This window comes from Natronorubrum halophilum (genome assembly GCF_003670115.1).
In the GTDB taxonomy this organism is placed as follows: domain Archaea; phylum Halobacteriota; class Halobacteria; order Halobacteriales; family Natrialbaceae; genus Natronorubrum; species Natronorubrum halophilum.
The window spans coordinates 516,553-541,319 of record NZ_QQTY01000003.1; the positions used below are offsets into that span (position 1 = coordinate 516,553).

21 protein-coding genes and 2 pseudogenes are annotated in these 24,767 nt (G+C 59.0%); 9 read left to right on the plus strand and 14 right to left on the minus strand.

The genetic code is table 11. The features are described 5' to 3' along the window. Window positions 1-252 precede the first annotated feature (252 nt). Window positions 253-1,007, minus strand: a pseudogene (locus tag DWB23_RS24020) (transposase); the annotation flags it as partial. A 43-nt stretch (window positions 1,008-1,050) separates the two neighbouring features. On the opposite strand from DWB23_RS24020, the gene DWB23_RS14525 reads away from it, so the two are divergent. Next, a complete protein-coding gene (locus tag DWB23_RS14525) occupies window positions 1,051-2,304 on the plus strand; it encodes an FAD-dependent monooxygenase (protein ID WP_121743521.1) in 1,254 nt (417 codons plus the stop codon). Window positions 2,305-2,522: 218 nt separating this feature from the next. Here DWB23_RS14525 and DWB23_RS14530 read toward each other — a convergent pair whose 3' ends face one another. The 5 genes from DWB23_RS14530 to DWB23_RS14550 all read right to left on the minus strand — a co-directional run bounded on the left by DWB23_RS14530 (window position 2,523) and on the right by DWB23_RS14550 (window position 7,545). Continuing rightward, window positions 2,523-3,308, minus strand: coding sequence for an inositol monophosphatase family protein (locus DWB23_RS14530; RefSeq protein WP_121743522.1), 786 nt, complete (start codon window positions 3,306-3,308; stop codon window positions 2,523-2,525). Between the two features lie 65 nt (window positions 3,309-3,373). Continuing rightward, window positions 3,374-4,555: an ABC transporter ATP-binding protein gene (locus DWB23_RS14535; RefSeq protein ID WP_121743523.1), complete on the minus strand. Its 1,182-nt coding sequence runs from the start codon at window positions 4,553-4,555 to the stop codon at window positions 3,374-3,376. 11 nt (window positions 4,556-4,566) lie between these two features. Continuing rightward, window positions 4,567-5,400, minus strand: a complete 834-nt coding sequence (locus DWB23_RS14540; protein ID WP_121743524.1) for a carbohydrate ABC transporter permease — start codon at window positions 5,398-5,400, stop codon at window positions 4,567-4,569. After that, window positions 5,397-6,326: a carbohydrate ABC transporter permease gene (locus tag DWB23_RS14545; protein ID WP_121743525.1), complete on the minus strand. Its 930-nt coding sequence runs from the start codon at window positions 6,324-6,326 to the stop codon at window positions 5,397-5,399. The genes DWB23_RS14540 and DWB23_RS14545 overlap by 4 nt, the downstream gene beginning before the upstream one ends. A 1-nt stretch (window position 6,327) precedes the next feature. After that, window positions 6,328-7,545, minus strand: a complete 1,218-nt coding sequence (locus DWB23_RS14550) for an ABC transporter substrate-binding protein (protein ID WP_238717452.1) — start codon at window positions 7,543-7,545, stop codon at window positions 6,328-6,330. A 338-nt stretch (window positions 7,546-7,883) separates the two neighbouring features. On the opposite strand from DWB23_RS14550, the gene DWB23_RS14555 reads away from it, so the two are divergent. Beyond that, window positions 7,884-8,849: a D-2-hydroxyacid dehydrogenase gene (locus DWB23_RS14555; protein WP_121743527.1), complete on the plus strand. Its 966-nt coding sequence runs from the start codon at window positions 7,884-7,886 to the stop codon at window positions 8,847-8,849. A 204-nt stretch (window positions 8,850-9,053) separates the two neighbouring features. Beyond that, window positions 9,054-9,836, plus strand: a complete 783-nt coding sequence (locus DWB23_RS14560) for an IclR family transcriptional regulator (RefSeq protein WP_121743528.1) — start codon at window positions 9,054-9,056, stop codon at window positions 9,834-9,836. 1,294 nt (window positions 9,837-11,130) lie between these two features. Here the strand turns inward: DWB23_RS14560 and DWB23_RS14570 are convergent. Beyond that, the gene (locus DWB23_RS14570) at window positions 11,131-12,015 is read right to left on the minus strand and encodes a universal stress protein (RefSeq protein WP_121743686.1); all 885 of its coding nucleotides are present in this window, start codon (window positions 12,013-12,015) and stop codon (window positions 11,131-11,133) included. A 354-nt stretch (window positions 12,016-12,369) separates the two neighbouring features. Here DWB23_RS14570 and DWB23_RS14575 point away from each other — a divergent pair, with 354 nt between their 5' ends. Next, on the plus strand, window positions 12,370-12,795 hold the full coding sequence (locus DWB23_RS14575; protein ID WP_121743529.1) for a universal stress protein: 426 nt from the start codon (window positions 12,370-12,372) through the stop codon (window positions 12,793-12,795). Between the two features lie 37 nt (window positions 12,796-12,832). On the opposite strand, the gene DWB23_RS14580 is transcribed toward DWB23_RS14575, so the two are convergent. From DWB23_RS14580 to DWB23_RS14590, 3 genes are all read right to left on the minus strand, one after another. Beyond that, window positions 12,833-13,417, minus strand: coding sequence for a YdeI/OmpD-associated family protein (locus tag DWB23_RS14580; protein WP_238717453.1), 585 nt, complete (start codon window positions 13,415-13,417; stop codon window positions 12,833-12,835). 233 nt (window positions 13,418-13,650) lie between these two features. Further along, the gene (locus DWB23_RS14585; protein ID WP_121743530.1) at window positions 13,651-14,280 is read right to left on the minus strand and encodes a class I SAM-dependent methyltransferase; all 630 of its coding nucleotides are present in this window, start codon (window positions 14,278-14,280) and stop codon (window positions 13,651-13,653) included. Next, window positions 14,280-15,227: an NAD(P)/FAD-dependent oxidoreductase gene (locus DWB23_RS14590; RefSeq protein WP_121743531.1), complete on the minus strand. Its 948-nt coding sequence runs from the start codon at window positions 15,225-15,227 to the stop codon at window positions 14,280-14,282. Before DWB23_RS14590 ends, DWB23_RS14585 begins: the two co-directional genes overlap by 1 nt. A 221-nt stretch (window positions 15,228-15,448) precedes the next feature. Here DWB23_RS14590 and DWB23_RS14595 point away from each other — a divergent pair, with 221 nt between their 5' ends. The 3 genes from DWB23_RS14595 to DWB23_RS23055 all read left to right on the plus strand — a co-directional run bounded on the left by DWB23_RS14595 (window position 15,449) and on the right by DWB23_RS23055 (window position 18,241). Continuing rightward, a complete protein-coding gene (locus tag DWB23_RS14595) occupies window positions 15,449-15,847 on the plus strand; it encodes a helix-turn-helix domain-containing protein (RefSeq protein ID WP_121743532.1) in 399 nt (132 codons plus the stop codon). Window positions 15,848-16,423: 576 nt separating this feature from the next. Next, entirely contained in the window at window positions 16,424-17,653 is a 1,230-nt protein-coding gene (locus DWB23_RS14600; protein WP_121743533.1) for a tyrosine-type recombinase/integrase, read from the plus strand. 162 nt (window positions 17,654-17,815) lie between these two features. Then, window positions 17,816-18,241, plus strand: coding sequence for a hypothetical protein (locus DWB23_RS23055; protein ID WP_162989836.1), 426 nt, complete (start codon window positions 17,816-17,818; stop codon window positions 18,239-18,241). Between the two features lie 2 nt (window positions 18,242-18,243). On the opposite strand, the pseudogene DWB23_RS24025 reads toward DWB23_RS23055, so the two are convergent. Then, window positions 18,244-18,361 (minus strand): annotated as a pseudogene (locus DWB23_RS24025) (IS5/IS1182 family transposase); the annotation flags it as partial. 105 nt (window positions 18,362-18,466) lie between these two features. On the opposite strand from DWB23_RS24025, the gene DWB23_RS14610 reads away from it, so the two are divergent. After that, window positions 18,467-18,670: a hypothetical protein gene (locus DWB23_RS14610; RefSeq protein ID WP_121743535.1), complete on the plus strand. Its 204-nt coding sequence runs from the start codon at window positions 18,467-18,469 to the stop codon at window positions 18,668-18,670. 303 nt (window positions 18,671-18,973) lie between these two features. Here DWB23_RS14610 and DWB23_RS14615 read toward each other — a convergent pair whose 3' ends face one another. Continuing rightward, complete coding sequence (locus tag DWB23_RS14615; RefSeq protein WP_121743536.1) at window positions 18,974-22,000, minus strand: efflux RND transporter permease subunit; 3,027 nt, start codon at window positions 21,998-22,000, stop codon at window positions 18,974-18,976. Between the two features lie 597 nt (window positions 22,001-22,597). On the opposite strand from DWB23_RS14615, the gene DWB23_RS14620 reads away from it, so the two are divergent. Beyond that, window positions 22,598-23,206, plus strand: coding sequence for a TetR/AcrR family transcriptional regulator (locus DWB23_RS14620; RefSeq protein ID WP_121743688.1), 609 nt, complete (start codon window positions 22,598-22,600; stop codon window positions 23,204-23,206). Between the two features lie 132 nt (window positions 23,207-23,338). On the opposite strand, the gene DWB23_RS14625 is transcribed toward DWB23_RS14620, so the two are convergent. Together DWB23_RS14625 and DWB23_RS14630 are read right to left on the minus strand one after the other, a co-directional pair. Then, complete coding sequence (locus tag DWB23_RS14625; RefSeq protein ID WP_121743537.1) at window positions 23,339-24,328, minus strand: linear amide C-N hydrolase; 990 nt, start codon at window positions 24,326-24,328, stop codon at window positions 23,339-23,341. After that, complete coding sequence (locus DWB23_RS14630) at window positions 24,328-24,567, minus strand: hypothetical protein (RefSeq protein ID WP_121743538.1); 240 nt, start codon at window positions 24,565-24,567, stop codon at window positions 24,328-24,330. Before DWB23_RS14630 ends, DWB23_RS14625 begins: the two co-directional genes overlap by 1 nt. Window positions 24,568-24,767 lie beyond the last annotated feature (200 nt).

Consider the following 24,767-nt stretch of genomic DNA (forward strand, 5'->3'; position numbering starts at 1 on the left):
ACAGAGCTTCGCCCGGCCCATACATAAACTCAATATGACGATATCAATGCGCCTCTCCCTACTCCACAGTTTCGGAGGATAGGATAGTTTTGGGGACTGATTTCCGTTAATTCGCGTTGGTCCTCACTATCTGGCATCGATTTCGAATCCAATTTCCGGAACTATCCGACGATCATGAGAAATCACATGGGTACTGGCCCTGCTAAACGGTATTGCCACTCGAGAGTGGCGGACTCAGTGCGAGCTACGCAGTTAGTTGGGCGGAATCAACGCTGAGGTGATTAGCTCGTACACTCGCCAGCTGTCAAACTGGCGCGTAGTCGATCTCACCGTCGACGCCAGCTTTCAACAGGAAGTCGGTGAGTCGCCAGATGTTGTACAACAACACGGCAAACACGAAGTAGAACAACCGGACGCGGTAGTCTTTCAAGGACGTCTTCGCGAGGAAGCCGTTCTTGATCGACTTGTATTCGTTTTCGATCCCCCAACGGCAGCTGTACCATCGACAGAAGGGCTCTGCCTCGTCCGGTCCAACCATATGATTCGTCGCGAAGACTGCCGTTCCCTCACCTTCCGTCGACGGCACGTACAAGAACCCATCGATTGGCTTCCTGCTTCGACGTGGACGGAAGCTGATTCCACGGCGACTTCCTGTTCGTCGTCGCCCATCACCTCGATAATCTCCCGCTCCGGACTGTTGATTCGCTTCGGGATGAGTTCACGTCAAGGTTCGACAAGGTCTGAAATACCTGCTGGGAGTCGAATTCATGGTCGCACAGCACGATTTCGATGGGGACGTGTTCCTGTGCTCGTTTCACCAGGCGTCGAACGACACGGTGAATCTGGTTCGGCGGATTTTTGTCCCACTCTGAACTTTCCCGAATCGGCTCTCCATCGAGTATTAGCGGGACGTTCTGCCCGACGATGGATATCGTCGCGGATTTGAACGTCCGGCGCTCCATGTCTTTCGTGCCGCTGACCATCGACATCCCTTCGACGTCACCGTACGGAATAGGACATTTTAAGCTAGGACTGGACGTATAACGAACAATGCGAGAGAGAACTGAAACCGCGGAGGTCGTCGTCGTCGGCTGCGGTCCAGGTGGCGCAGTCCTCGCCTACCTTCTGGCTCGGAGTGGGATCGACGTCGCGCTCGTTGAGCGTGCCGCCACGTTCGAGCGCGAGTATCGGGGGTTCGGTTGGAACCCTGGTGTGGTTCGTCTCTTCGACGAGATGGATCTCCTCGACGACGTTCTTGATCTGGCTCACGAGACTGTCACCGATGGTGCGTTCTCGCTGTACGGCGAGGAGATCTCGGTTCTCGATTTCGACCTGCTCGACACCGACTATCCGTACGCGCTGATGATGGAGCAGCCAGCGCTGCTCGAATGCCTCGTCGACCGTGCCAGTTCCTACGACAACTTCACGTTTCACCCCTCGACCACTGTCAGGGACGTCCGCACGGACACCGCAGGTAGGATTCAGGGGATCGAAGCCCGAGACCGGGACGCCGGCGAGGACGTCGCGTTCGAAACGCAGTGCGTTGTCGGCGCCGATGGTCGATACTCGACGGTTCGAACCAGCGCTGGCATCGACCCGGGACTGTTCGAATCGCCGGTCGATCTCGTCTGGTTCAAGCTCCCCCGCGGCGATATCGATGCGACTACGCAAGGTCGAATCGACCGCGACGGCGTTCTTCTGTACTTCGGTCTCGGTGGTGATGACCTCCAAATCGGTTACCTCGTCCGAAGCGGCGAGTGGCCCTCGATCAAGCAAGCCGGGTTCGACGCGTTCCGGGAGCGGATCGCCGAGATCGACCCGCAAGTCGCCTCAGCGATGGCTGCACAGTTGGACGGATTTCGGGACACCACGCTCCTCGATGTTGCTCCGGGAATCGCGGACACCTGGTCCAGTGACGGACTTCTTCTCATCGGTGACGCCGCACATACTGCAAGTCCCATCGGCGCACAGGGAAACCCGCTCGCCGTCGAGGACGCCGTCATTGCTCACAGCCTTCTCGTCGAGGAACTCACTATCACGGAGGAAATCCTCGAACGCATCGGTGAATTCGGGGCACGACGACGCCCACACGTCGAACAGATCATTTCGCGTCAACGACGTGGTGCAGCCAATCTCGCTTACTGGCTCGATTACGGTGGCTACGTCCCCCCAAGGCTCGCTCGAGGAATGGCGAAGACGGCACCGTTGATAGTCCCGCATTCGAAGTCGGTGCGGAGCACAATCGAAACGTTCGCACTCGGCGACCGCTCGGTCTCGGTCGACCGATCCCACTTCACTGACTAACCCGCAACGGAGCCAGAGCGAAACGGTGAACTCTGTACTCAAAATATTACGAATTAGAGGTAGACAGCTTAGAGGGTGTTCTCGGGGAGATTTAAGCGATAACTAGAATGTATCCCTGAACAATACTAGAACGAAAGGTACGCATCAGATCCATCCTCCGAGATTGTGCCCTACCGAGGATCTATGTTTGAAAGGACCCCGTGAGAACGGTCAGTCGACTACTCCACTGTTCGCCTCACATTTTCGACGACCTCATCGTGGGCGTTTCCGTTCGACGCGATGACCCCTTCACAACCTGGTTCCCAGGGCCGCCCTGCGAGATCCGTCACCGAGCCACCAGCCCGTTCGACCATGTGGATCCCGGCGATAGTATCCCACGGGTTTGGATCCGGTTGTGCGGAAACCGCCGCATCGAGCGCGCCGGAGGCGACCATGCCGAGCGTCGCCTGGGCGCATCCAAAGCGACGCAAGTCGCCAAACTGCAGTATCAACTCCCGGAGGAGGGTACCGAACTTCCGGTCGCGTTCGGGACCGTATCGAAGGATCGGCGCGACGGTAAACCGATCGAGATCCGTTCGAGTACTGACGGAGATCGGTTCATCGTTCAGCGTTACGCCGGTGGAATCCGCTACAAACGTGTCATCGAGAGCCGGAGCGACGGTCACCGCTGCGACGGTCTCGTGGTCGCGGACGGCTGCGACGGTCGTCGTCCACAGCTGTATCCCGCGGACGAAGTTCGTCGTTCCGTCGATCGGGTCGATCACCCAAGCGTTTCCGTCCTCGGGAACGGACTTCAGTTCGTCTTCCTCTTCACCGACGATAGTCGCGTTCGGATACGCATCGCGAATGGTCTCGATAACGCGTTGTTGCGTCTCGGTATCCGCTCTGGTGACGAGATCCATCTTCGAGTCCTTGGTCTCTACGTCCAGTTCAGTGCGGAACAGACCGCGTGCGATCTCGGCTCCGTCAACCGCCGCTTCGTACGCCGTGTCGAGTCGTGTCATTGGGATCGTGGATAGTTCGTGACCGTTAGTTGTAAGCCTTCATCGGAGGGGTCCTCCGAGGGCGATTAGACGATTCGCGACCCGTTCTTCTCGAACAGCCACGATTCCCCGGTCTGGATGTCGACGTGAATCTGATCGGTCTCCCTCGAGATTTCGCCCTGCGAGGTGACCGCCGATAGATCGGTACCGTTCGCGGACAGGTGGACGGCATCCCGATCACCGAGCGGTTCGACGACGTCGAGGTCGGCGACGAACGCGCCCCGGTCGTTTTCGAGGTCCAGATACTCCGGTCGGATCCCGTAGATAACCGTCTCCCCCACGTACTGCTCGAGGTGTTCGGCCTGCGTCTCCGTGGCCGGGATCGAGTGGAAGTCGGACTCGAGGGCGAACCCGTCGGCCGTCCGCTCGACGGTGCACTCGAGGAGGTTGGGTGACGGCGAGCCGATGAACCCCGCGACGAAGCGGTTCGTCGGTTCGTTATAGATGTCGTACGGCGTGCCGATCTGCTGGACGTACCCCTCGTTCATCACGACGATCTTGTCTCCGAGCGTCATCGCCTCCTCCTGATCGTGCGTAACGAAGATCATCGCCGTGTTCAGCTCCCGCTGGATCTTCTTGACCTCGACTCGCATGTGGTCGCGGAGGTTCGCATCGAGCGCCGAGAACGGCTCGTCGAGCAGGAACGCCGCGGGCTCCATCACCATCGCGCGGCCGAGCGAGACGCGCTGTTGTTGGCCGCCCGAGAGCGCCGACGGTTTCCGATCGAGGGTCTCGGAGAGATCGAGGGTTTCCGCGACGTCCTCGACGCGGCGTCGCTTCTCTTCGCTCGAGAGGTCGGTATTCATGTCCAATCCGAAGCGGATGTTCTTTCGAACGCTCATGTGCGGGAACAACGCGATGCTCTGGAAAACGAACGCGAGGTTCCTGTCTTTCGATTTTAGTCCGGTGATGTCTTCGCCGTCGAGGGTGATGGCACCCCTGTCCGGCTCCTCCAGCCCGGCGATACACCGGAGCGTCGTCGTCTTTCCGCAGCCGGAGGGCCCGACGAGGACGACGAACTCGCCCTCGTCGATCGCGATGTTCACGTCGTCGCAGGCGACGACCGAACCTTCGTTGAACGTCTTTCGAACGCCGTCGATCCGAACGCGGTTTCCCGCGACACTCCCGGTAACGGTATCTTGGTTACGACTCGATGCTCCGGATCGTTCCGTTCGGTCGCCCGAACTGTTGTCTTCTGTTTGTTTCATGGATTCTTTAATTATACGTTGAACGCACTTTCCAGGTGACTGCGCGCGGCGAGGTAGATGATCGTCGGTGGGATTCCGATGATGAGCGTTTCGGCCATCAGTTTCCCCCAGTAGACGCGTTCACCTGACCCGCCGCCGATGGTTCCGTACAGGACCGGCACGGCCGGAACCGGCCCCGTGCCGGTAGTCAGCAGGTTGGCGAAGAGGAAGTCGTTCCATCCCGTCAGGAACGCGAGGAAGCCGACGGCGACGATTCCGGGTGCCGCCAACGGGAGGATGACGCGAAGGAACGCCGTGAACTGCGTACAGCCGTACACCTGCGCGGCCTCTTCGATATCCGTCGGGAGGTTCTCGAAGAAATCCCGGAGGATCCAGATGGAAAACGGAGTGACGAACACCTGGTACGCCAGGATCATCCCGAAGACGGTATTGTATAGCCCCAGCGCGGTCCACAGGTCCATGATCGGGATGACCAGGAGGATGTACGGGAACATCATCGCCGAGATGATCGCGTAGAAGCCGGCCGTTTTCCCGTAGAACTCCTTCCGGGCGAACGCGTAAGCGCCCGGGATCGTGATAGTCAGCGCCAGCAACGCGGTGCCCGCGCCAATCAGGAAGCTGTTGAGGAGGTTCTCCCGCAGGTCCTCGAACCCGGTCGACCACGCCTCCAACGTCGGCTCGTACGGCACGAGGTGCGGGTCGGTAAAGAACTCGCTCGGCGGCATGAACGACACCGAGAGGATGAACAGGAGCGGAATGAGGTTCGCGAGCACGAGGAACGCGACGACGCCGTACGCGGCCGTCTTCAGCGTCACGGCGGTCGCGTCGTAGCCGGTCGCACTCATGCTCCCGCCCCCTCACTCGCGCGCTCGAACTCGCGGATGAACACGAAGACGAAGCCGAGGGTCATCAGGAGCAGGACGATCCCGATGGCGTACGAGACGCCCATCTGGCCCCGTTCGTAGGCGAACTGGTACAGCAACACGGCCAGAATGGATGTGTCGTATCCCGGACCGCCGTTCGTGAGCTGGAGCACTTGCGAAATTTTCGTCATGTTCCAGATAATCCGGATGCTCAGCGCGACCAGGATGGCACTTTTCAGTTGGGGTAGCGTAACGCGGAGGAACGTCTGGAGCGGGTTCGCCCCGTACATGCGGGCGCTCTCGTACAGTTCCTCCGGGATACTCTCGAGGCTAGCCGAGATGATGAGGAACATGAACGGCCAGAACGTCCACGTCGTCACGAATATTACGACTGCCAGCGACATGGACCCGCTGCTACCCCAGTAGATCGTCTCCTCGAGGACGTTCCACTGGGTGAGATAGCCGAAGACGGGGCCAAAGTCGGGCTCGAGCAGATATGCCCAGATGGTCCCGATCACCAGCGGCGGCATCGTATAGGAGAGCAGAAACGCCGCGCTGACGAAGCTCTTTCCGCGGCGGAGTTCCCGGACGGCGAGCGCCGCTGCGAGCGCGACGACCAGCTGGAATAGCGTCGTGAGCGAGAAGATCACGGTCGCCTTCAGGGACGTGTAGAACGGTTCCCAGTTCAACAGGAACTCGTAATTCGCTAGCCCGACCCACGTCGGGTCGCCGCCGAAGGGCCACTCGTTGAAACTCATGTAGATCCCCTGCATGAAGGGGAGCCACATGAGCACGACCAGAAACAGCAACACCGGCATGATCAGCAGGTACGCGAACCAGTTCTCGGAGAGCACGGTCCGATAGCGTTCGGTTCTGCCGCCGACGTCGAAGAGGTCTCGTGTCGACATGTTAGATATCCACCTGGTTGCGTATCTCTTCGGCGGTCCGGGTACAGGCCTCTTCAGGGCTGATCTTCCCGCGAACGGCCTCCTGGAACCGCGGTCCGGCGATATTGTACTGGATCGCGTTCATCTCGGGGTGGCTCGACCAGCCGTGTTCCATCCCTTCGACGGTGGTCTCGAGCGTCGAGAGATAGTTACTCCGGGAGAGCGCCTCGTCGTCCGCGAGGTCCGGCCACACGTCCTTTCGGACCGGGAGCGTCGCCAGCGACTTCGGAACCTCCCGCTGGAAGTCCGCCGAGAGCAGTTTGTTGATCCACTGGATCGCCATCTCCTCGCGCTCCTCCCAGACGTCCGCCGAGACGCCGTCGGGCTTTCGCATGAGCGCGATGCACTGCGTGAAGAAGTCGCCGCGATTGCCCGCGTCGCCCTCCCAGGGCGGCCCGAACACGATGGTTCCGTCCCCGATCATGTCCTCCGCTCGGCTCATGAATTGGCCGAAGCCCTTCGTGCTTCCCTGATACATACTCACCTCCCCCTGAATAAGCATCTGGGCGGCACCTTCGTTCGATGCCGTCGCCGCCTTCTCCGAGGAGAGGCCGTGTTCCCGGTAGAGATCGACGTACTGTTTGGTCGCTTCCTTCCAGATGTCGTTGTCGTAGTTGACGTCCGACCAGTCCTCGTTGAGGTACATACCGTCGTACCCTCCCTTCGAAGCGGTCCACGTCACGAGCGCCTCGTCGGTGACGTCGCCGTGTTCGCCGTAAATCTGGAACCCATACGTTCCGGGGCCGTCCTCCTGGAGTTGCGTCGCTACCTGGACGAGGTGTTCGTAGTCTCTGGGTGGAAAATCGTCTTCGATCGAGAGGCCGGCCGCTTCGAAGTGATCCGCCCGCGCGATAAACGGCGCGCCGACCTCGAGACCGATGGGAATTTCGTACAGGTCCTCGTCGAATCCGCGATAGCAGCTCTGGGCCATCTCCATCGCCCACTCGACGTGCTCGAGGGCCCCGTCGTCGAGTCTGTCCTCGTACTCGCTGACGGGCTTGACCCAGCCGGGTTCGATGAACTGACCGGTAAGCGAGTTCGTCGAGTCGTAGAGCAGCGGCCGATTCCCGTTTTGGATGTTGTTTTTCCACTTGCCGCCGTTGATGTCGTCCCAGTTCGACCAGTTCATCTGGATTTGTGCGTCCTGCTCGCGCCGGAACTCCTCGATTGCGGTCTCCATCAACTCCGCAGCGACTTCCGATTGCGAGTGAAAGTATTCCCAGTATTCGTCGGAGCTATCTGATCCGCTCGATCTGTCGATAATACCACTAAGGCAGCCTGCAGACCCGGCAACTCCGGTCATTCCAGCAGCTGCGATATACTGGCGTCTTCGCATCTGGCTTGCCATACAGGCACATATATACCATCCGTGATAAACATTCTGGTGATATCATAAATGTTCATAAGGTATGAGAAACCCGTCCCATGCCGGTTGGACAGGATTAATAACCCTACCGCAATTTCGTTAGGGCACTGTCACGGGAGCGGTACGTTCACCCCCGTTGACGGAATCTACCAATGAGTAACGATACACCGGACGTCCTCGTCCTACGCTCTGATACTCACGGATTGCCAGCGCGCGAGTACGCCGATCTACTCGACGAACGACTATCGGACTACGACGTCCGACTCGCCAGGACGCCCTCCGAGGAGCGCGAACTCATCGAGCACGCCACCGTCGTCTCCGGCGTCGACATCGATGAGGATCTGTTGAAGCACGCGGAGGACCTCCAGCTGTTCGCGGGCGTCGCTGCGGGCTACAATCACTTGCCTCTCGAGACCCTCAGAGAGATGGACGTCGCCGTTACCAACGCCTCCGGTATCCACGCGCCGAACATCGCGGAGCAAGTTGTCGGATACGTGTTGACCTTCTCGCGACGGCTCCAAGAGGGACGGAGACGAAAGAACCGCCACGAATGGCGCCATTATCAGGGCGACGAACTGATGGGGAGTACGGTCACCGTCGTCGGTCTCGGCGCGATCGGAACGGCCGTCGTCGAACGACTCTCCGGATTCGACGTTGATACGATCGGGATCAGGTACACGCCAGAGAAGGGAGGGCCGACGGACGAGGTCGTCGGATTCGAACGTGAGGCCGTCCACGACGCTCTGGCACGAACTGAGTACCTGATTATCGCCGCACCGCTGACGGATACGACGCGGGAACTGCTTTCCAGTTCCGAGTTCGAGACGCTTCCCCCGAACGCGAAGGTGATCAACGTCGGTCGAGGACGGATCATCGATACCGACGCGCTCGTTTCCGCGATTCAAACGAACCAGATCGATGGGGCCGCACTCGACGTAACCGATCCCGAACCGCTCCCCGCAGACCACCCGCTGTGGCGGTTCGAGAACGTCATTATCACCCCCCATAATGCCGGTCACAGCCCGAAACACTGGGATCGATTAGCCGCTATCGTTGCCGACAACGTTGCGGAACTGTCCCGAACGGGCGACGTCGAAAATCTCACGAATTTAGTCTGAACGGAGATCAAAAACCGAGAGCGCTCCATCCGGTTTTCGAACGTCCTTTCGACTCCGACCTCCGGAACGACGAACCGCTCGACTGAGCCGTGTTCACGCGGAATCACCCTTCTTCGAGGAATTGCGTTCATCGAGGAGACGTCGATTCAGCGGGTCGTCGAGGAGAGAGATATCGTTAAAGGAGTACGAGTCGATGACGTCGATATGATCAATAACACGGGAGGGACGGAGGCGAACAAGACGCTCGGATCGGTCGAGAAAGCCTTCACCGTTCTCGAACAGCTCAGACAGATGCGGAAAACGGGGGTCTCCGAACTGGCGAAGCAACTGGACCTACCCAAAAGCACCGTTCACATCTATCTTCAGACGTTACAGAGCGAGGGTTTCGTGGTACAGGACGACGGCGAATACGCGCTCAGCTATCGGTTTCTGGAGTACGGTGGCGATTACAGAAACGAGTCGCGACTCTACCAAGTCGCGAAACCGGAAGTAGACAAACTCGCGTCCGAAACCGGTGAAGTCGCGAACCTCGGAATCGAAGAAAACGGCCTGCGAGTCCTCCTCTACAAATCGGACGGACCGGAGGCCATCCACGACAACGCTCCGATCGGAGAGTATGCGCATATGCATTGGACGGCGCTCGGAAAGGCGATGTTAGCTCACTATCCGACGAGCCGTGTCGAGTCTATCATCGAAACCCACGGGTTGCCCCGTGCGAACGAACACACGATCACGGACGCCGACGAACTCGTCACGGAACTCGAGCACATCCGCGAGCGCGGCTATTCCGTCGAGGACCAGGATAGAAGACAAGGCGTGCTCACGATTGGCGCACCGATTACGGATCGAAGCGCGGACACCGTTATCAGTGCCGTCTCGGTTTCGGGACCGAAGAGCCATCTGGACGATCAGGAACGGTTCGAAGAACTCGTTAGTGCAGTAAAGAAAACGGCGAACGTTATCGAACTTCGCTACTCTCACTATTGATCTCGAGCGACCTCCGTTTGAAGGATGTCCGGTTCGATTCGGTCTGTGCAATATCGTTGAACGAGTGTTGATCGTCCGTCTAGAGAGTTAACACGTCCGCGGGGATAGCGACCAGCACATTACAGTCGTATGTCTGTAATTCGTCTGTTCACGGGATCCCTATTAACGGCTTAGCCGTAGTATTTCACATAAGGGTGATCTTATTTCGGCGTACAAAACCCCATTATTACCGGTAGCGTACCGATAGCAATGGCGGTACGCAGATAGTGTTCAAGATCGTTGAATGGCAGGTCCCCAGCTTCCTGAACGGTTATCCGTTGCGGACGGCAGAGATCTGTTCACGTTGGACCGGCGTAATCACGAGCGATAGTGGGATCTCACACAGATTCTCAATGACAGTTAGTGTCGCCCCTCCACACGACATGTCTAGCTCAGAACTATCTCAGTAGGTATTGTCCTCTCGAGTGCTTGATTCGGCTTCTACTGGTTGTAGCAATGCACGACCCACCCAAGACACTCGCGGATCTTCGCCCGACTGCCGACCCACGAATTATGAACGCGGTCGACCCACAATTTTGAGGGTGTGAAACCACTTTTCGACGTGGTTCCGGTCGGTATAGTCGACCTGACCGTACAGCGTTGATCGAGAGAGTGCAGTCAGATGTTCGTAGCCATCGACGAGAAACACCGTCTCGAAGAGATCGCGTTTCCTGGTCAGTTGACGTAGGAATACAGCGACTAGATCGATGCCTCACTGTCCGAAGACTGCGAGACTGAGAACGAGCGTTGAGCCGAGTCTATTGCATTATTTGTACAATACCAGTTACCGTTTATCCTGGCAGAAGTCTCATCAATGACGAATAGTGCTGGCTATATATTGTAATAAACGTCGAAATTATGTTATTTCTTACTGCCACGTTACTCGGTCAGCACGGCATCGATCGAGCAACTGCGTTTCTCCATAGTACGTAGATAGATCCGGTCGCTGATGGCCGTCGGTACCGAATTCGATCACTCCGATCCGGTCTGCCGGTTCGTAGCCGGCGGCTTGACGCCCAGCCGTTTTTCAACGAAAGCGGCCACGTGGGCGGCGAACGCCTCGACCTCGTCCGTAACTTCTCCGACAGGCGAGACGAACAATCGGAAGCCTCGATAGTGAACTCGAGAGGGGAATCCGGCCGTCCAGACGTATCCGAGGCGCGTTCGTCGAATGCGTTCCTGGAGAAATTCGTCGGATCGATACCGTCCCGACGGTGCTGATGGCGCTCACGAGTATCGGACGACAGCGATCCGATCACGACGATCGCGTCACGACCAATACGGGAACGTCGATCGTCCGCAGGAGGGCCGAGGTGACGCTACCAAGGACTCGGCGACCCAGATTCGACCGACCGCGTGCCCCCACGATGACGAGGTCGATATCGGCATCGTCGATGTACTCGCGAATCCCGGCGGCGACACCGTCGAACGACGTCGTCCGCACGACGGCAGTCGTGACGGTTGGGACCTCGTCTCCGATCTCCATCGCCACGTCCTCGACGATCTCTTCGCCGTCGGCCTCGAGTCGATCGACGAACTCGTGCTCGAGGCCACCCGCGTTGAAGGCCCCTCCTGCAGCCTGCAGATCGACGACGTTGAGCACGTGGACTGCCGAATCGTATCGCCGTGCGACCGCGGCACCGTGTCGGGCGGCGTCGGCGGCGATTTCGCTTCCGTCCGTTGAAACGAGCAGGTCGGAGTAGTCGGTCGTCGCGTCGGGAGCGCCTTTCGGAACGACGAAGACGGGGACGTCGCTTCGGTGGAGGAGCCGTTCCGTGACGCCGCCGAGGAGTCGCTTTCCGACCCCCGTTAGCCCCTGTCGTCCGACGACGATCAGTGTCACGTCTCGTTCGGCCGCGTATTCGGCGATCCGGATCGCGGCCCTCCCCTCCATCAGTTCCGTCGTCACTGGCTGATCGATATCGGACGCGAGACCCTCGATTTCTTCGAGGACGGCTTCACCGCGCTCACGGAGTCGCGCCTTTTGGTCGGCGGATCTCGCGAGTCGGAGCGCCTTCCGCTCGACGACGTGCAAAATGTCGACGGTCGCGTCGAAGACGCGAGCGAACTCGAGTCCACGTTTCGCCGCCCGCTCGGCCTCGTCGCTTCCGTCGACGGCGATCAAAATTCGGTCGTACATGCCCGAATCTTCGACTCCCACGCTCTTCGTTCTTCGCCAGCGGACAGAGACGACGCTACTCATCGGATCGTTCTCAGTGACGCGACGTAAGCACCGTCTCGCGAGTCAGTCCCGCAACCATCCGTTCTCGGGTTGTGGTCCGCCACCCGTCTGTGTCCGCGCGGTCTAACTCGCAGATGAGCGCGTGCACAGTCTCACGTTCGGACAGGGGGCCATCTTTTCACCGATCGGCGTTTCCGGAACTGACCGATTTCACGGGACGGTGTACGGTTGGCCTCTACAGTATCGGAACCCCGTTTTTCGCCCTTCGAATCCGCGTGACAAGTTTATACCGGCTGGTCGAGTCCGTTCGTCATGGCCGACCGAATTCTCGTTCCATACGATGGCTCGCCACAGGCGACGGACGCCCTCGAGTTTGCCTTCGAGACGTTTCCAGATGCGACTGTTATAGCGCTGTACGTCATCGAGGTACCGGATGGTCGCTGGGCACAGATCGTGGGTCCCGAACTACAGATACCCGTTACCGAGCGAGCACAGGAGTACGCAGCTGACATCCTCGAGCCCGCGACGGAAATCGCAACTGAGCACGGCCGCAGTCTCGAAACGGACGTCGTCACGGGCGAGCCCGATCACCGCATCGTTGCGCAGGCGGAGGAAGAATCGGTCGACCTGATCGTCATCGGAAGCCACGGGCAGAAGGGAGTTTCGCGCGTTCTGCTCGGGAGCGTCGCGGAAAAGGTCGTTCGCCGGTCACCGATTCCCGTCCTCGTGGTCCGGTAGATGGCGAATCGTCGTTTCGAAGAGTGATGGGACCCCATCACAGCCGCCGCTTGTTGTCCTCGTCGTACGCTCGAAGGTCCTGCTCCGCGAGTTCGATCGTTCGGTCGATACGCTTTCGCTTCGTCTCGTCCGTCTTAGCCTCCTCAAATAGCGCGATGAACGCGTGCTGATCCGTGTTCGAGAAGTTCTGGAAGTTCTCCCACGCGGTCTCGTTCTCCCGCAGTGCCGCTTCGAGTTCGGTCGGAATTTCGTGATCATCGGCCAACCGGTACGCCGCGTCCCACTCGCCCGATTCCCTGGCCGCTTCGACGAGTTTCATCCCGACCGGGGTCATTTTCCCCGTCTCGGTCATCGATTCGACTCGCTCCTTGTTCGCCTTCGACCACTTGCTGTCGGGCTTCCGGGGCGTGAATCGACGCGTGTACGTCTCGTCGTCGATGCCCTTGATCAGGCCGTCGATCCACCCGAAGCAGAGGGCTTCCTCGACCGATTCGCCGTATTCGATGCCTGATCGCTCGGCGTCGACTTTGTAGTATCCGACCCACAGCTCCTCGGCCGTGGCGTGGTGCTCCTCCAGCCAGTTGCGGAACTCGTCGCGAGAGTCAAAGAATATCGGATCCATGGTTCAAGAAAGGCGTCTCGCGTCTATAACCCTTCTCCGGACGTGAGTGCCGGTGTCGATCCCTCAGCGGAAGGTAACGTCGTACCTGCACCCGATAGTCCAGCGAGATCGGTGCCACTCGATTCCTCGGTGGTTCACGTGCTCCTTCGTCGAATGACCACAGTGCGGTTCGGAGCGAACGGAGTGAGCGAGAACCGCGGACTCTGCGATGGGCGTGTAAATTATTTCAGTAGTTACTCTAGTCCCTCATCGTCGGGAGTTTCAGCGACAAGGACACCTACTTGATCGTGCACGCGCTCGACTGCCGTGACCACGAATCCGACGTCAGTAAGTCTGTCCACGAGCATCCCGACGGTAGCCCCATCAACTCCGTGGCCGAATAGCGGTTCGTCAGGATCGGGCGATCCGAAGAACATCGCGTCACCGAGGACGAATCGGCGTGGACCGAGATCGGCGATGGCCTCGATAGCCTCGCGTTTCTCCTCATCGGGGAGGTGGTGCAGCGCGAAATTCGAGACCACGGTGTCTACTTCGCCGTCGTAGTGCGGGTCGCGGAACTCGCCATAGCCGAACTCCACGTTCTCGAGACCGCTGTCGGTAGCTTTCGACCGGGCCTGCTCTATCATTCCCTCACTGATATCCCGACCGACGACGTGGCCAGCATCCTCGGTCAGCGCGAGCGCAATTAGGCCTGTCCCCGTTCCGAGGTCGAGGACGACGTCGTCGGGGCGAGGGTCTGCGTGTTCAATAACAAGTGAGGCGCACGCGTTGTAGATCGGCTTTTCGTCGCTGCCGTGTTTGTCGTCGTACTGATCGGCAATCTGCGAGAAGCGATCGGCGAGGTCCTCGAAGGACTCCTCCATTATTGCAACCCCCCTTCGAAGTCTTCCATGGACAGTTCCCCATTCACGGTCGTTCCGACTGCGTATCCATCGGCGACGGCGGATGGGATGGACGGCGGACCCCCGCTCGAGGCATCGCCAGCAATGAACAGCCCCTCGACCGATGTGAACCCGATTCCACGCTGGGAGCGCGTTGCATCGACGAGTCCAGCCTCATTCACTTCGAGACCGAGCTGTTCTGGTATCTCGCTGTGTTGCTCCATCGGCGGAGGGTAGAACAGAGCGTGGCGAGCTACGTCGCGGCCATCCGCGAGGGAGACGCTTTCGAGTTCACCGTCGGAGCCGTTGAGTGCAGTAATCGGTTCGTCCTCGATTTCGATTCCACGTTCGACGAACATCGACCGCGATTCGTCATCGAAGACGTCCTGCCCGTTGGTAAATACGAGGAGGTCCTCACTCAGGTTGTAGATGAGCTTCGCGTAGTCGACCGTGTGTTGGTTCGTAACCATCACGCCGAGGGACTCACCACGGACTTCGTAGCCGTGACAGTAGGGGCAGTGATGTACGCCACTCCCCCAGAACTCCTCAAAGCCGTCGGTATCTGGAAGATCATCCCTGACACCAGTCGCTAATACTACCTTCCGACTCGTGATGGTCTCGCCGGAATCGAGGGTGCTGGTGAATCCGTTGTTGTCTCGGCTGACATCCGTTATTTTCGTGTCGCGGAACTCGCCTCCGTACTTCACTACTTCCTCACGACCGAGATGGCGGAGTTCCTCCGGCGAAATACCGTCTCTCGTCAGGTAACCGTGGGCTTCATCTGCCGGACCGTTACGGGGTTCACCGTTATCGCAGACCAAGACGCTACGGAGCGAGCGTCCTAACTGGAGGGCTGCACTCAAGCCTGCAGGCCCGCCGCCGATGATGAGAACGTCATATTCCAAATCGCCGCCACCAGTTGTTTGCATAGATAGTGCAAATAGGAAAGTAAGCATAAGGCTGTCGGTCCCGGGGGATAAGAGCGGACAGATACAATTGAAAACATACATACTGCTTTAAGCGGCGATTTCTATACATTTGGAGATACCGTCCAGATTCAGCTCGATCTTCGGTAGTCGATCCGAGCGCACAGGACATGTGCACTTAGACTGCAAGCTTTATCTGGTCGGAGCACCAAAAACCGGTAACAATGCCAGACGCTGTGCAAAAGCAACTCGAAGAAGAACGGGAGTGTGAGGGTCTCCTCGACTGTATGTTAGGGCTGAATGAGATGGACAGACGTGTATTCAGACTAATGGTGGAATGCTCCGAGCCAATTACCATAGATCAGGTCGCGAAGTTTATCGATCGCGAACGGACGACTGCATACCGTTCGGTCAAACGGCTTCAAGAAGCAGGAGTGGCCGTGGAAGAGCAGGAAAGTTGCCCGAAGGGGGGATATCACCACGTGTATCGGGTCTCCGACCCCGACGAGATTGCGGATGAACTTCAACGAATGCTCAATGAGTGGTACGCCACCACTGGACAACTAATTCAGGAGTTCCGAGAGACGTATGGAGAGGATCGTTCACCTGAAGTAAATCAATAGTTTTCTAATTTGCCATTTAACCACAGGACAAACTGATGATACAATGAGGCCACCGATTGACCGACGCGTTCGTCGCTGCTCTCGAGTTCCGTAAACACCTCCTGAAGGGACGGACTTGTGTACCGCACTCACCGATCTCAGACTTCAAATCGAAACGTTTGAGAACGGCTATCCAGAGTGTCATCCCTTGCTGAGTCCGCCGCTCGAGAGAGGTAACGCTGTTTCGTAGCGCAAGAATCCACGCAATCTTCCACATCCATTCGACAGTCACGTTCTGTGGGTTCGATATCGACGCTTGGTTGATGAAAATAACCACGAGTCAACTGAGATTCGACTCAAAACTATTCATCCTTCGAAACTGTGGATTGAGCTATCGTCTCCATTTGATATAGCATTATATACTTTATCCAACATCGCACCGGAGTTGGCTGCATATTGTTTAGCTCGTGTGTCCGTGCAACGACACCCTAGTAAACAGTAGTTTTACGTTACTGTCAATTGTAGTGAGGCGTACGAGAATGACGGTCTTAGAATCACCACAACACCGAGGAAACGGTCTTCTCGAGCGGGTGGGCGATGAGTAGCGAGCAAATCAACTGGTCGCGAATGTCACTCGAGGAACTTCAGATGACGTGGAACACCGAAGTCGAACCAGCCCTCCAGCGTGGCGGCGTCGATCTCGACGAGCGACCCACGTACCAGGAGGTCGCCGACGCCGGCTACGGTGGCATCGCCTACGCGCTTCGCGAACACCACGAGCTGACGCTGACCGAGTTTCTCGAGACCGTCGGTTACGTGGAACCCGATTCTACCGAGTCTTACGAGTGGGGTATCGACGACGAAATCACCATCGACGCGCTCGAGGCGTTCCTGCGACGGATCGAAAACAAGCGCGCCGAGTCAACGGCCCGCTCGAAACGATATCGACTCGCGACGTACGTCCGCCTGTACGAACGGATCCACGCGACGGCGTCGATCGTCGACCGTGTACGAGACGCCGACAACCAATACGACGAACTCCGGCGCGTCGAAGCCGTTCTCTATGAACTCGACGACGAACTCGAGAGTCCCGAATCGAAGCTCCGGTATCTGAGCGACATTCGTCAGTTCTATCGACACATCGAGACGCGCCACGCCGGGGCGTTCAACCCGACGGAAAACGTCGACCACGGCGAGATTTGGGAGCAACAGATACCCGATAACCGGGATAATCCGGCCCTCTCGAGCGAGCAGGTCGCCACGCTGTACACCGCCATCGAGAGTCCCGACGAACAGCTACTCGTGCTCGGGCTGTGTGCGTGGGGACTTCGCCGAAGCGAGGTCGCCTCACTCCACGTCTCCCAACTGGTACTCGAGGGCGAGGATCCACACATCACGTTCGAAGAACGAAAGAACGGGCCGGGGACGGTCGCGTTGATCTACGGCGTATCCGAACTGGCCGATCGAATCGACGTTCTCGGCGGCGACGATCGGGAGTGGAACGGTTATCTGTTCCCCTCGAGGAAGTCCTCGAGCGGTCACGTTACGGGCGAGACGATACAGGCGCGATTCAAACGCGTGGCCGACCGGGCCGACGTCCGGGTTCGCGGCGAGCGGCCGACGTCGAAGACGGGGCGTCGGTACTGGTATACGACGTACAACCAGGCGATGACGGATCTCCTCGAGAATCTGGACGTGATCGCAGGCGAGCAAGGAAGCTCCGACGCGTCGGTGGTACTGAAAAACTACCTCTCGGAAGCCGAACGGCGGAAGTATCGGCGGGAGTTCATGCGAGAACGGCTTGCAGAGGCGTTCGAAAATGAGTGATACAATGAAAGGACTCGACGCGGAAGGCGCGGAACAAACATTTCAACGATTCATACAGTTCACTTGCCCTCCGGCAGCATTCTTCGTTTCACGCGGTGATCTCCACTTGGATACTGACAGACGAACAAAGAGACTATATCACTATGACTGTCATGTTTCAGTATGGAGCTCTCCAGAACTCGTCGCTCGCTACTCATAGCCTGTGGAACGGTTTCGGCCCTCGCTCTCACCGGGTGTATAGAGCTCCTCGATTCCAGGAAACTCGCACACGATGTCGAAGTCTTCAATCGGGACGATATAGCGCACACACTCGCTGTTACAGTCACAGATGACGGTCAAGGTGTCCTCTACCAACGGGAATTTGACGTAGAGGGTGAACACGCCGAAGAGAAAACGGACCCATTCACCGGGACTCCGACGACGGTTTCCGTGGCAGTAAACGATGGCAGTCCGACGACGTACCCATGGCCGGATGTTAACTGTAAAGAGGAGCGGGGCATATGGTCAGTGGGTGGCGCTAAAGTCTACCTGACGTCCGAAGAGACGGTACACATCAACCCCTCCTGTAACACAGTGTACGCGGAATAGCTTATCAGCGATGTTTCGATCTGCGTATCGTGTTCTCGAATCGTTGTGATGTGGAGATCAAGGATAGCCTTCGCTCAGGATCGACTAGCAATGTGACTTCAGTTGTTGAATCGTCGGTTCTGTCGAGACAATCTTTTTTGCACATTAATTTGCATGAAACTATGACTCGTTACAACTGCAACCTATCACCAGAATCGTTATTGGGAGACCGTTCGTACGTGGAGTATGGCTGAAAAGAATGTGGTGGATTTTATCGAAGAGTGGCAGACCGGGGCCTTCCTGATCATTCTTTCCGTCGTTTCCGGCGCTGTACTGTTGCTCGGGTTCAGATTTGTCCTGCCTCCATCACCTATTGCTATACTGAGCGTGTTCCTTGGTGGAATAACAGTAGCCTTCGTCGTGTTGTCGTACATCATGTACGGTCGATGAGCGAGGGGCCGATCTGTGTATCGTGTTTCGGATCGTTGTGATGTGGAGAGCAAGAACAGCGTTCGTTCAGATATCAACTACTAACGCGGCGTTCAACCGCTGAATCGGCAACTGCTCCATTTCGTCTCGAGCCACTTGGCCTCGAGGCGGTTCGCGGGTACGGCAGCGGCCGAAGCTGTGGGAGCCGAGACGCTGCGCCATCCGCGTGAAAGGGTGTCACGTCGACGAACGAACGGCGCCACTCGTTCGGGCGACCACCTCTCGAACGGGATCACGAGAGCGGTCTGGACGCCGCGGTCCAGTTCAGTCCTCGCTATTCGGTTGATCCGCCGGCTGACCGCCGTCGCTGACCGTGGGTGCGGTCGAACTGCTCGGTGCGTCGAACGAGACGTCGGGACCGAGATACTTCGTCCAGACCACGAGCAGGCTCGGGAGAACAAGCACGCTCGCGAGGAACGCGTAGATGATCGTCATCCCGGTGATGATACCGAACTGCTGTAGCGGCGGGAGGATGGCGAACGCGAGGACGCCGAATCCGCCGACGGTCGTCGCCGCGCTCCCCAGCAGTGCGCCGCCGGTTCCGGTGACGGTTCGGGACATCGCCTCCCAGACCGATCCGGTGCGTTCCAGTTCCAGACTGTACCGCTCGCTCATGTGGATGCTGTAGGCGACACCGAGCCCGACGGTGAGGCTCGTGATCATCCCCGTCATGACGTTGAACGGGATCTCGAGCAGGTACATCGTCCCGAGAATCCACGAGACGCTGAACACGACGGGGAGGAGCGTCACCACGCCGAGGGTCGCGCTTCCTTTCGTGATTCGGTAGGCGATCATCAGGAAGGCGAAGACGGCCACGAGCGTGATCAGCAGGCTCTCGATGACTGTGTCCATCAACTGCTCTTGGACGATATCGAACAGGATCGTCTGTCCGGTCGCGGTGGCTTCGAGTCCGTTCCCGTCGATGCCGTTGGCGATGGATCCCATCTCGCTCGTCACGTCGCTCATGGCCGCGGTCCCGCTCGTCGAGACGACCATCCGAACGGCCTCGTACTCACCGTCGTCGGTCCGGTGAAGCACCTGACTCGCGGCTTCTTCGTCGGTCTCGTACAGCTGGTCGTACAGCGCCGTGACGTTCTCGTCGGGAACCCCGTCACCGTCGGTGTCGGCCGCGGTGAACGATTCGTTGAACGAGTCGTTCTCGGCTGCGACCTGTCGCATCGTCCGGAGGGGACTCTGGACGTCGGCCTCGCCGCTCGAGAGGGTGACGGCGACGTCGCTGTCAGCGGCCTCGGTCTCGGCCTGGGAGAGCCGCTGTAACGTCTCCGGATCGGTTACGTTCCCCTCGACGAGAATCTGCGCCTGGGAGTCCTCCCTGACGAAGTTCTGGTTGACGAACTCGAGGTTCTCCTTCATCGAGTAGTCGCCGGGCTGGAGCGGTCCGGGGAGGTTGTTCGTCCACTCCGGCGGGTCCTCCGCGATGAAGTCCTCCTGATTGAAGCTGGTGTCGACCTGCGTCGCGCCGTACGCACCGCCCGCACTCACGAGGACCGCGACGAGGATGACGACGATCGGAATCCGTCGCGCCGCCGTCGAACCGGTGGACAAGAGCTGGCTGAATCGGCCACCGCCCGTTCCGAACGCGCGCTTTCTCCGATCGAACCCGCGGTTCTCGAGGAACCCGTCGAGTTCGATTTTGAGCGCCGGGATCAAGGTCACGAACACGAGCAGGGCGGCCGTGATGCCGACCGCGCTCACGATGCCGAAGTCCTGAATCGGCGGTACCGGACTCGTGAGGTTCGAGAGGAATCCGATGGCCGTCGTCGCCGTCACCAACACGAGCGCGATACCGACGCCGGCCAGCGCCACCCGCATCGAGCCGCGGGCGTCGTCGCTGTCGTACGCACCGCCCGCGTGACGCTGTTCGCGGTGGCGCATGAATATGTGGATCGCGTAGTCGATCGAGAGCCCGATGAGCAGTACTGGGACCGCGATGAACATCTGGTTGAAGTCGATCCCGACCCAGCCCATGAAGCCGAACGTCCAGACGAGGACGGTGGCGATGCCGAACAGGCCGAGCAGGATGTCCAGCAGATCGCGGTAGGCGACGATCAGGGCGACGACGACGAACAACAGCGCGAGCGGGCCGACGATCGCTAAGCTGTCGCCCATCGAGTTGTTGATCTCTTCGCCCATGATGCCGCCGCCGAAGACGATGACGTCGGACCCGCTGGACTCGAGTTCGTCGTTCGCGATGGACTGCATAGCCAGTTGCGCGTCGACGAGCGCGTCGGACGCCGTCCCCTCCTGGCCGCCGCCACCGTCGGTCTGGTGTGTGACCAGTAACATCGTCGCGTTCGCGCTCGTCGAACCCGTCTCGTAGCTCGTCGGCATGAACGCCAGTCCGTTCATCTGCCCGGCGGAGTCCTCGCTCAGGACGGCACCGAGCGCGCGTTCGTACTCCGTGGCGTTCATCGAATCGATCGCGTCGATCTGTTCGTCGAGCGACGCCGACGAAGCGTTCTCGATGGCCGCCTGCTGTTCCTCGAGTTGCGCGCCGAGTTCCTCGAGTCGATCGGCCGATGACTCGAGGTCGGCGCTGCGCTGTTCGAGGGCCTCGTACTCGTCGGCGAGGACGCCCTGGGTACCGAGTCGATAGGCCTCCTCGACCTGTGACTCGTTCTCGGCGTCACGGAGGAGCTGTGTCGCCTCGTCGAACGTCGCGTACTGCGACTCGTTCAGGTCGACCGGCGAGTTCTCGTCGGCGGCTTCGAACTGCGCACGCGGCGATGCCGACGGGTCCTCCTGGAGCGTCTCGAGCGCCGCGCGGAGTTCCTGCTGGGTGGCGTTCAGTTCGTCGCTCCGTCGTTCTATCGCGGCGCGTTCCTCCTGAACGGTCGCGTTCACCTGTTCGAACTCCGCCGCCGTCGCCTCCAGTTCGCGCTGTTGATCGCCGGTCAGCGACGATATCGCGACGAGGTTCGCTACGCCGACCGTCGGCTGGTCGTCGACGAGCGTCCGGTTGACCGTTTCGTTTTCCCGGAACAACTGTTGCAAGCGGAGCGTCTCGAGCAGCGATTCTTGGGAGAGTACGTTCTCACCCCTGACGATCACCTGCGCCGACGACGTGTTGTCCGGACCGGTCGAGAAGTTCTCCTCGACGTACTCCATTTTCTGCGCTTCCTCGGTGTCGCTCTGGAACTGATCGAGCGACGAGGACTGCTCGATCATGCCGGCACCGGCACCCGCGACGACCGTGAGAATGAGCATGATGGCGATCACGGGTCGACTGTAATCCGTGACCACCCCGGCGACTCGGTCGGTCCAGCTCATACGTCGAACCGGCCTCCGCGAACCGTGTTGCTGTTCACGTTACTCGGAGTGAACGAGCGCCGATCGCGACCTCGAGGGATCGATACGGCGACCGTCAGCGGTCGGAACCGAATCGAATTCATTGCCGAACGCTCCGTCGAGAGCCGTATTCGAACCGACGCTGCCGGAGCGTAATTCGCGACCGGTTCGACGCTGTTCTCCGCGATGGGCGAAAGGATTCCGTGGCTTCGATCGGTACCGTCCCCCTTTCGGTGGCCCGTCTCGGTTCCTCGATCATATAGTGACTGAATATTCAATCAGTGCTTATGAACTTTCTCACTTCAGGCCGTCCCGTCAACGTCCGTCGGCCGAATTGAAGGACGCGCAGCCGTCGTTTGTGGTTGACCGTTCAATCAACTTTTATAGGTAGTGAGAGTATACGGTAGTCAGAATGGAGGGTGTTACAGAATCGAATCGGAGACGGCCCAGTGCCGAAATAGCCGGCGGAGTACCGGTGCGAGACGGATGGCTATCGACTATTCGTTCGGACGGCGGTCGCGTATCGTTCCGACGAACGACCTTCGGACCGCACTTTCGATCGGCCGGGAAGCGATCACGATGACGCAATTCCCATCGTGTTTCGAGGATCCGGACGATACTCGAGCCGCCATCATGAAAGCGACGTACGACGCGCTCTGTGAGCACGGCTACAGCGAACTGACGATCCAGCGGATCGGGGACGAGTTCCCGAAGAGCAAATCGCTGTTGTATCACCACTACGATAGCAAAGACGAACTGCTCCTGGATTTTCTCGAATTTATGCTGGATCAACTCGAGGGACAGATGCCGACATATCGAGACGGGGGAGCCGACGAGCACGTCGAGGAGATCGTCGATCAAACGTTCGGGTTCGGAGATCTGGAGACGAGCACCGATTTTACGCGAGCGTTCGTCGAGTTGCGCGCGCAGGCTGCTCACGACGAGGACTACCGAGAGTATTTCACTCGAAGCGATCAGTTCGTCCGAAAACACGTCGCACACACGATCCGGTCGGGTATAGAACAGGGCCTCTTCCAGGACATCGATCCCCAGGAAACGGCGGCGTTCTTCCAGATCGTGTTCGCCGGTACGATGACCCAACGCGTAACCAGTAACGACGACGTACTCGAAGCGGCGCGTAGCGCGTTCGAGCGATACGTCCGAGAGTGCCTCCTCAAAACGGAGTGAGGGGGCGGCGCACGAACGGTCCTCGGAGGCGATTTCGACGCGTTCGAGGCCGCCTTCGACGAGACAATCGGAACCGAAGGCAGCAGGCGATCGAAGCCCCGTGATGGCCTCGAGAGATCGTACGAACGAGCGCTACGCGGTTTGTGGACCGAGAAACGAGAAGGGTTCAGCGGTGGCCATCTGATCGGACGCGTCGCCAGCAAAAACGTTGGACTGCTCCGGTCCCAGTCGCAGCACCTGAGCGTCGGATTCGGGCGAGAAATCGATCTCGTCGAGTTCCAGCCAGAACGCGTTGGGCATGAGGGCCGACTCGAAGTAGTAGATCCGATCTTTGTGATCCGCAACGGTTCGCCAGCGCGTCGAGGAGATATGCGGCGCATCCGGCGTGCTGATACCGTGGGGGACGGACACGTTGCGGATCACGCTGAACACGCTGGCGGTCGCGGTGGCGCGGTCCGCGACCTGTGGAACCGCATCGACGTAGAAGCGTGCCCTCGCGAACCGGTCGGCCGGCCGGTTCGTGCCGGGTAACATGACCGTTCCACCGATCTCGTCCCAGTACTCGACCAGTGCGAGTTGCTTGTCGAACGTCGGCGAGTTGGTCATCACCTGATAGTCGCGGCCGTGGTGAACGACCAGTTCGCCGTCGATGTACTCCATGATCGCGCTGTCACCGGTCGCGTCCGACAGGGATAGGTGCAGCGCCGCCAGCCGATCGTCGCCCGGGACCTGTTCGGTTACGATCGCGAAATCTTCGTTGCGGGCATGCTCTACGGCCTCGGCGACGGTGGCGAAGTTGTCGAGCATGTACTGCGCCCACAGCGAGATCGACATGGCGGGCGTTTCGCCGTCCCAGTCCGAATACGCCGATTCGGGCAGCCACAGCAAATTGGCCATGAGGCCCGCTTCGTTCATGCCGTCGGTCGTGGCGATGTCGTAGGCGGTAGCAACCACGCTCCCGTATTCAGCCGTCCAGGTCATCGAAGCCGGACCGACCTCTCCGCTGCGTTCACTGCCGCGGGGTAGTGCCCAGATATTGGTGCCGATATCCTCTTTCCAGTCCATCGAGCGGCCCGTGATCACACGGCCGTCGCGGCCGAGGTAGACTAAGCGAGTACACATCAGGCAACGACCCCTTCAGCCACGACTGTCTCTCGCCTGGCGCCTCCCTCAGAGAAGAGGTTCGTCGGGATTGCTTCCGGACCGGACGATACGTGATCTCCGTCTTCGGTTCGGACGACGACCGTTGCGTCATCGAACCGTCGAAATTCGTGTTCCTGGCAGTCGTAGCGTTCATCACGGACGTTCTTCGTGCCGTCTCCGAAATCGAACGTGAGTGCAAACAGCGTGATCATCTGCATAGACGTACCTCGGCCGAGATGTTAAATGATTTACACCGACGGTTGAACTATCACGACAGTCGGCTCCCAGAGTACGCTCTCGAGGTTGCGTCGAGATCAGGCTTCAGATCCCTTTCAACCAGAAGCTGAAGACAGTGAGAACCGTTCTGAGTTTGATCGCCATCACGGTCGTCCACCGGGAACGATCCATCGTTCGTTCG

Excerpts from the sequence above, each read along its gene's own strand:
- DWB23_RS14595 (WP_121743532.1), top strand. The coding sequence starts at position 15,449 with ATGCCAGACGCTGTGCAAAAGCAACTCGAAGAAGAACGGGAGTGTGAG.
- DWB23_RS14585 (WP_121743530.1), bottom strand. The coding sequence starts at position 14,280 with ATGGAGGAGTCCTTCGAGGACCTCGCCGATCGCTTCTCGCAGATTGCC.
- DWB23_RS14575 (WP_121743529.1), top strand. The coding sequence starts at position 12,370 with ATGGCCGACCGAATTCTCGTTCCATACGATGGCTCGCCACAGGCGACG.
- DWB23_RS14630 (WP_121743538.1), bottom strand. The coding sequence starts at position 24,567 with ATGCAGATGATCACGCTGTTTGCACTCACGTTCGATTTCGGAGACGGC.
- DWB23_RS14540 (WP_121743524.1), bottom strand. The coding sequence starts at position 5,400 with ATGAGTGCGACCGGCTACGACGCGACCGCCGTGACGCTGAAGACGGCC.
- DWB23_RS14555 (WP_121743527.1), top strand. The coding sequence starts at position 7,884 with ATGAGTAACGATACACCGGACGTCCTCGTCCTACGCTCTGATACTCAC.
- DWB23_RS14570 (WP_121743686.1), bottom strand. The coding sequence starts at position 12,015 with ATGTACGACCGAATTTTGATCGCCGTCGACGGAAGCGACGAGGCCGAG.
- DWB23_RS14545 (WP_121743525.1), bottom strand. The coding sequence starts at position 6,326 with ATGTCGACACGAGACCTCTTCGACGTCGGCGGCAGAACCGAACGCTAT.
- DWB23_RS14600 (WP_121743533.1), top strand. The coding sequence starts at position 16,424 with ATGAGTAGCGAGCAAATCAACTGGTCGCGAATGTCACTCGAGGAACTT.
- DWB23_RS14590 (WP_121743531.1), bottom strand. The coding sequence starts at position 15,227 with ATGCAAACAACTGGTGGCGGCGATTTGGAATATGACGTTCTCATCATC.
- DWB23_RS14535 (WP_121743523.1), bottom strand. The coding sequence starts at position 4,555 with ATGAAACAAACAGAAGACAACAGTTCGGGCGACCGAACGGAACGATCC.
- DWB23_RS23055 (WP_162989836.1), top strand. The coding sequence starts at position 17,816 with ATGGAGCTCTCCAGAACTCGTCGCTCGCTACTCATAGCCTGTGGAACG.
- DWB23_RS14550 (WP_238717452.1), bottom strand. The coding sequence starts at position 7,545 with ATGGAGACCGCAATCGAGGAGTTCCGGCGCGAGCAGGACGCACAAATC.
- DWB23_RS14530 (WP_121743522.1), bottom strand. The coding sequence starts at position 3,308 with ATGACACGACTCGACACGGCGTACGAAGCGGCGGTTGACGGAGCCGAG.
- DWB23_RS14560 (WP_121743528.1), top strand. The coding sequence starts at position 9,054 with ATGATCAATAACACGGGAGGGACGGAGGCGAACAAGACGCTCGGATCG.
- DWB23_RS14580 (WP_238717453.1), bottom strand. The coding sequence starts at position 13,417 with ATGGATCCGATATTCTTTGACTCTCGCGACGAGTTCCGCAACTGGCTG.
- DWB23_RS14620 (WP_121743688.1), top strand. The coding sequence starts at position 22,598 with ATGACGCAATTCCCATCGTGTTTCGAGGATCCGGACGATACTCGAGCC.
- DWB23_RS14525 (WP_121743521.1), top strand. The coding sequence starts at position 1,051 with ATGCGAGAGAGAACTGAAACCGCGGAGGTCGTCGTCGTCGGCTGCGGT.
- DWB23_RS14610 (WP_121743535.1), top strand. The coding sequence starts at position 18,467 with ATGGCTGAAAAGAATGTGGTGGATTTTATCGAAGAGTGGCAGACCGGG.
- DWB23_RS14615 (WP_121743536.1), bottom strand. The coding sequence starts at position 22,000 with ATGAGCTGGACCGACCGAGTCGCCGGGGTGGTCACGGATTACAGTCGA.
- DWB23_RS14625 (WP_121743537.1), bottom strand. The coding sequence starts at position 24,328 with ATGTGTACTCGCTTAGTCTACCTCGGCCGCGACGGCCGTGTGATCACG.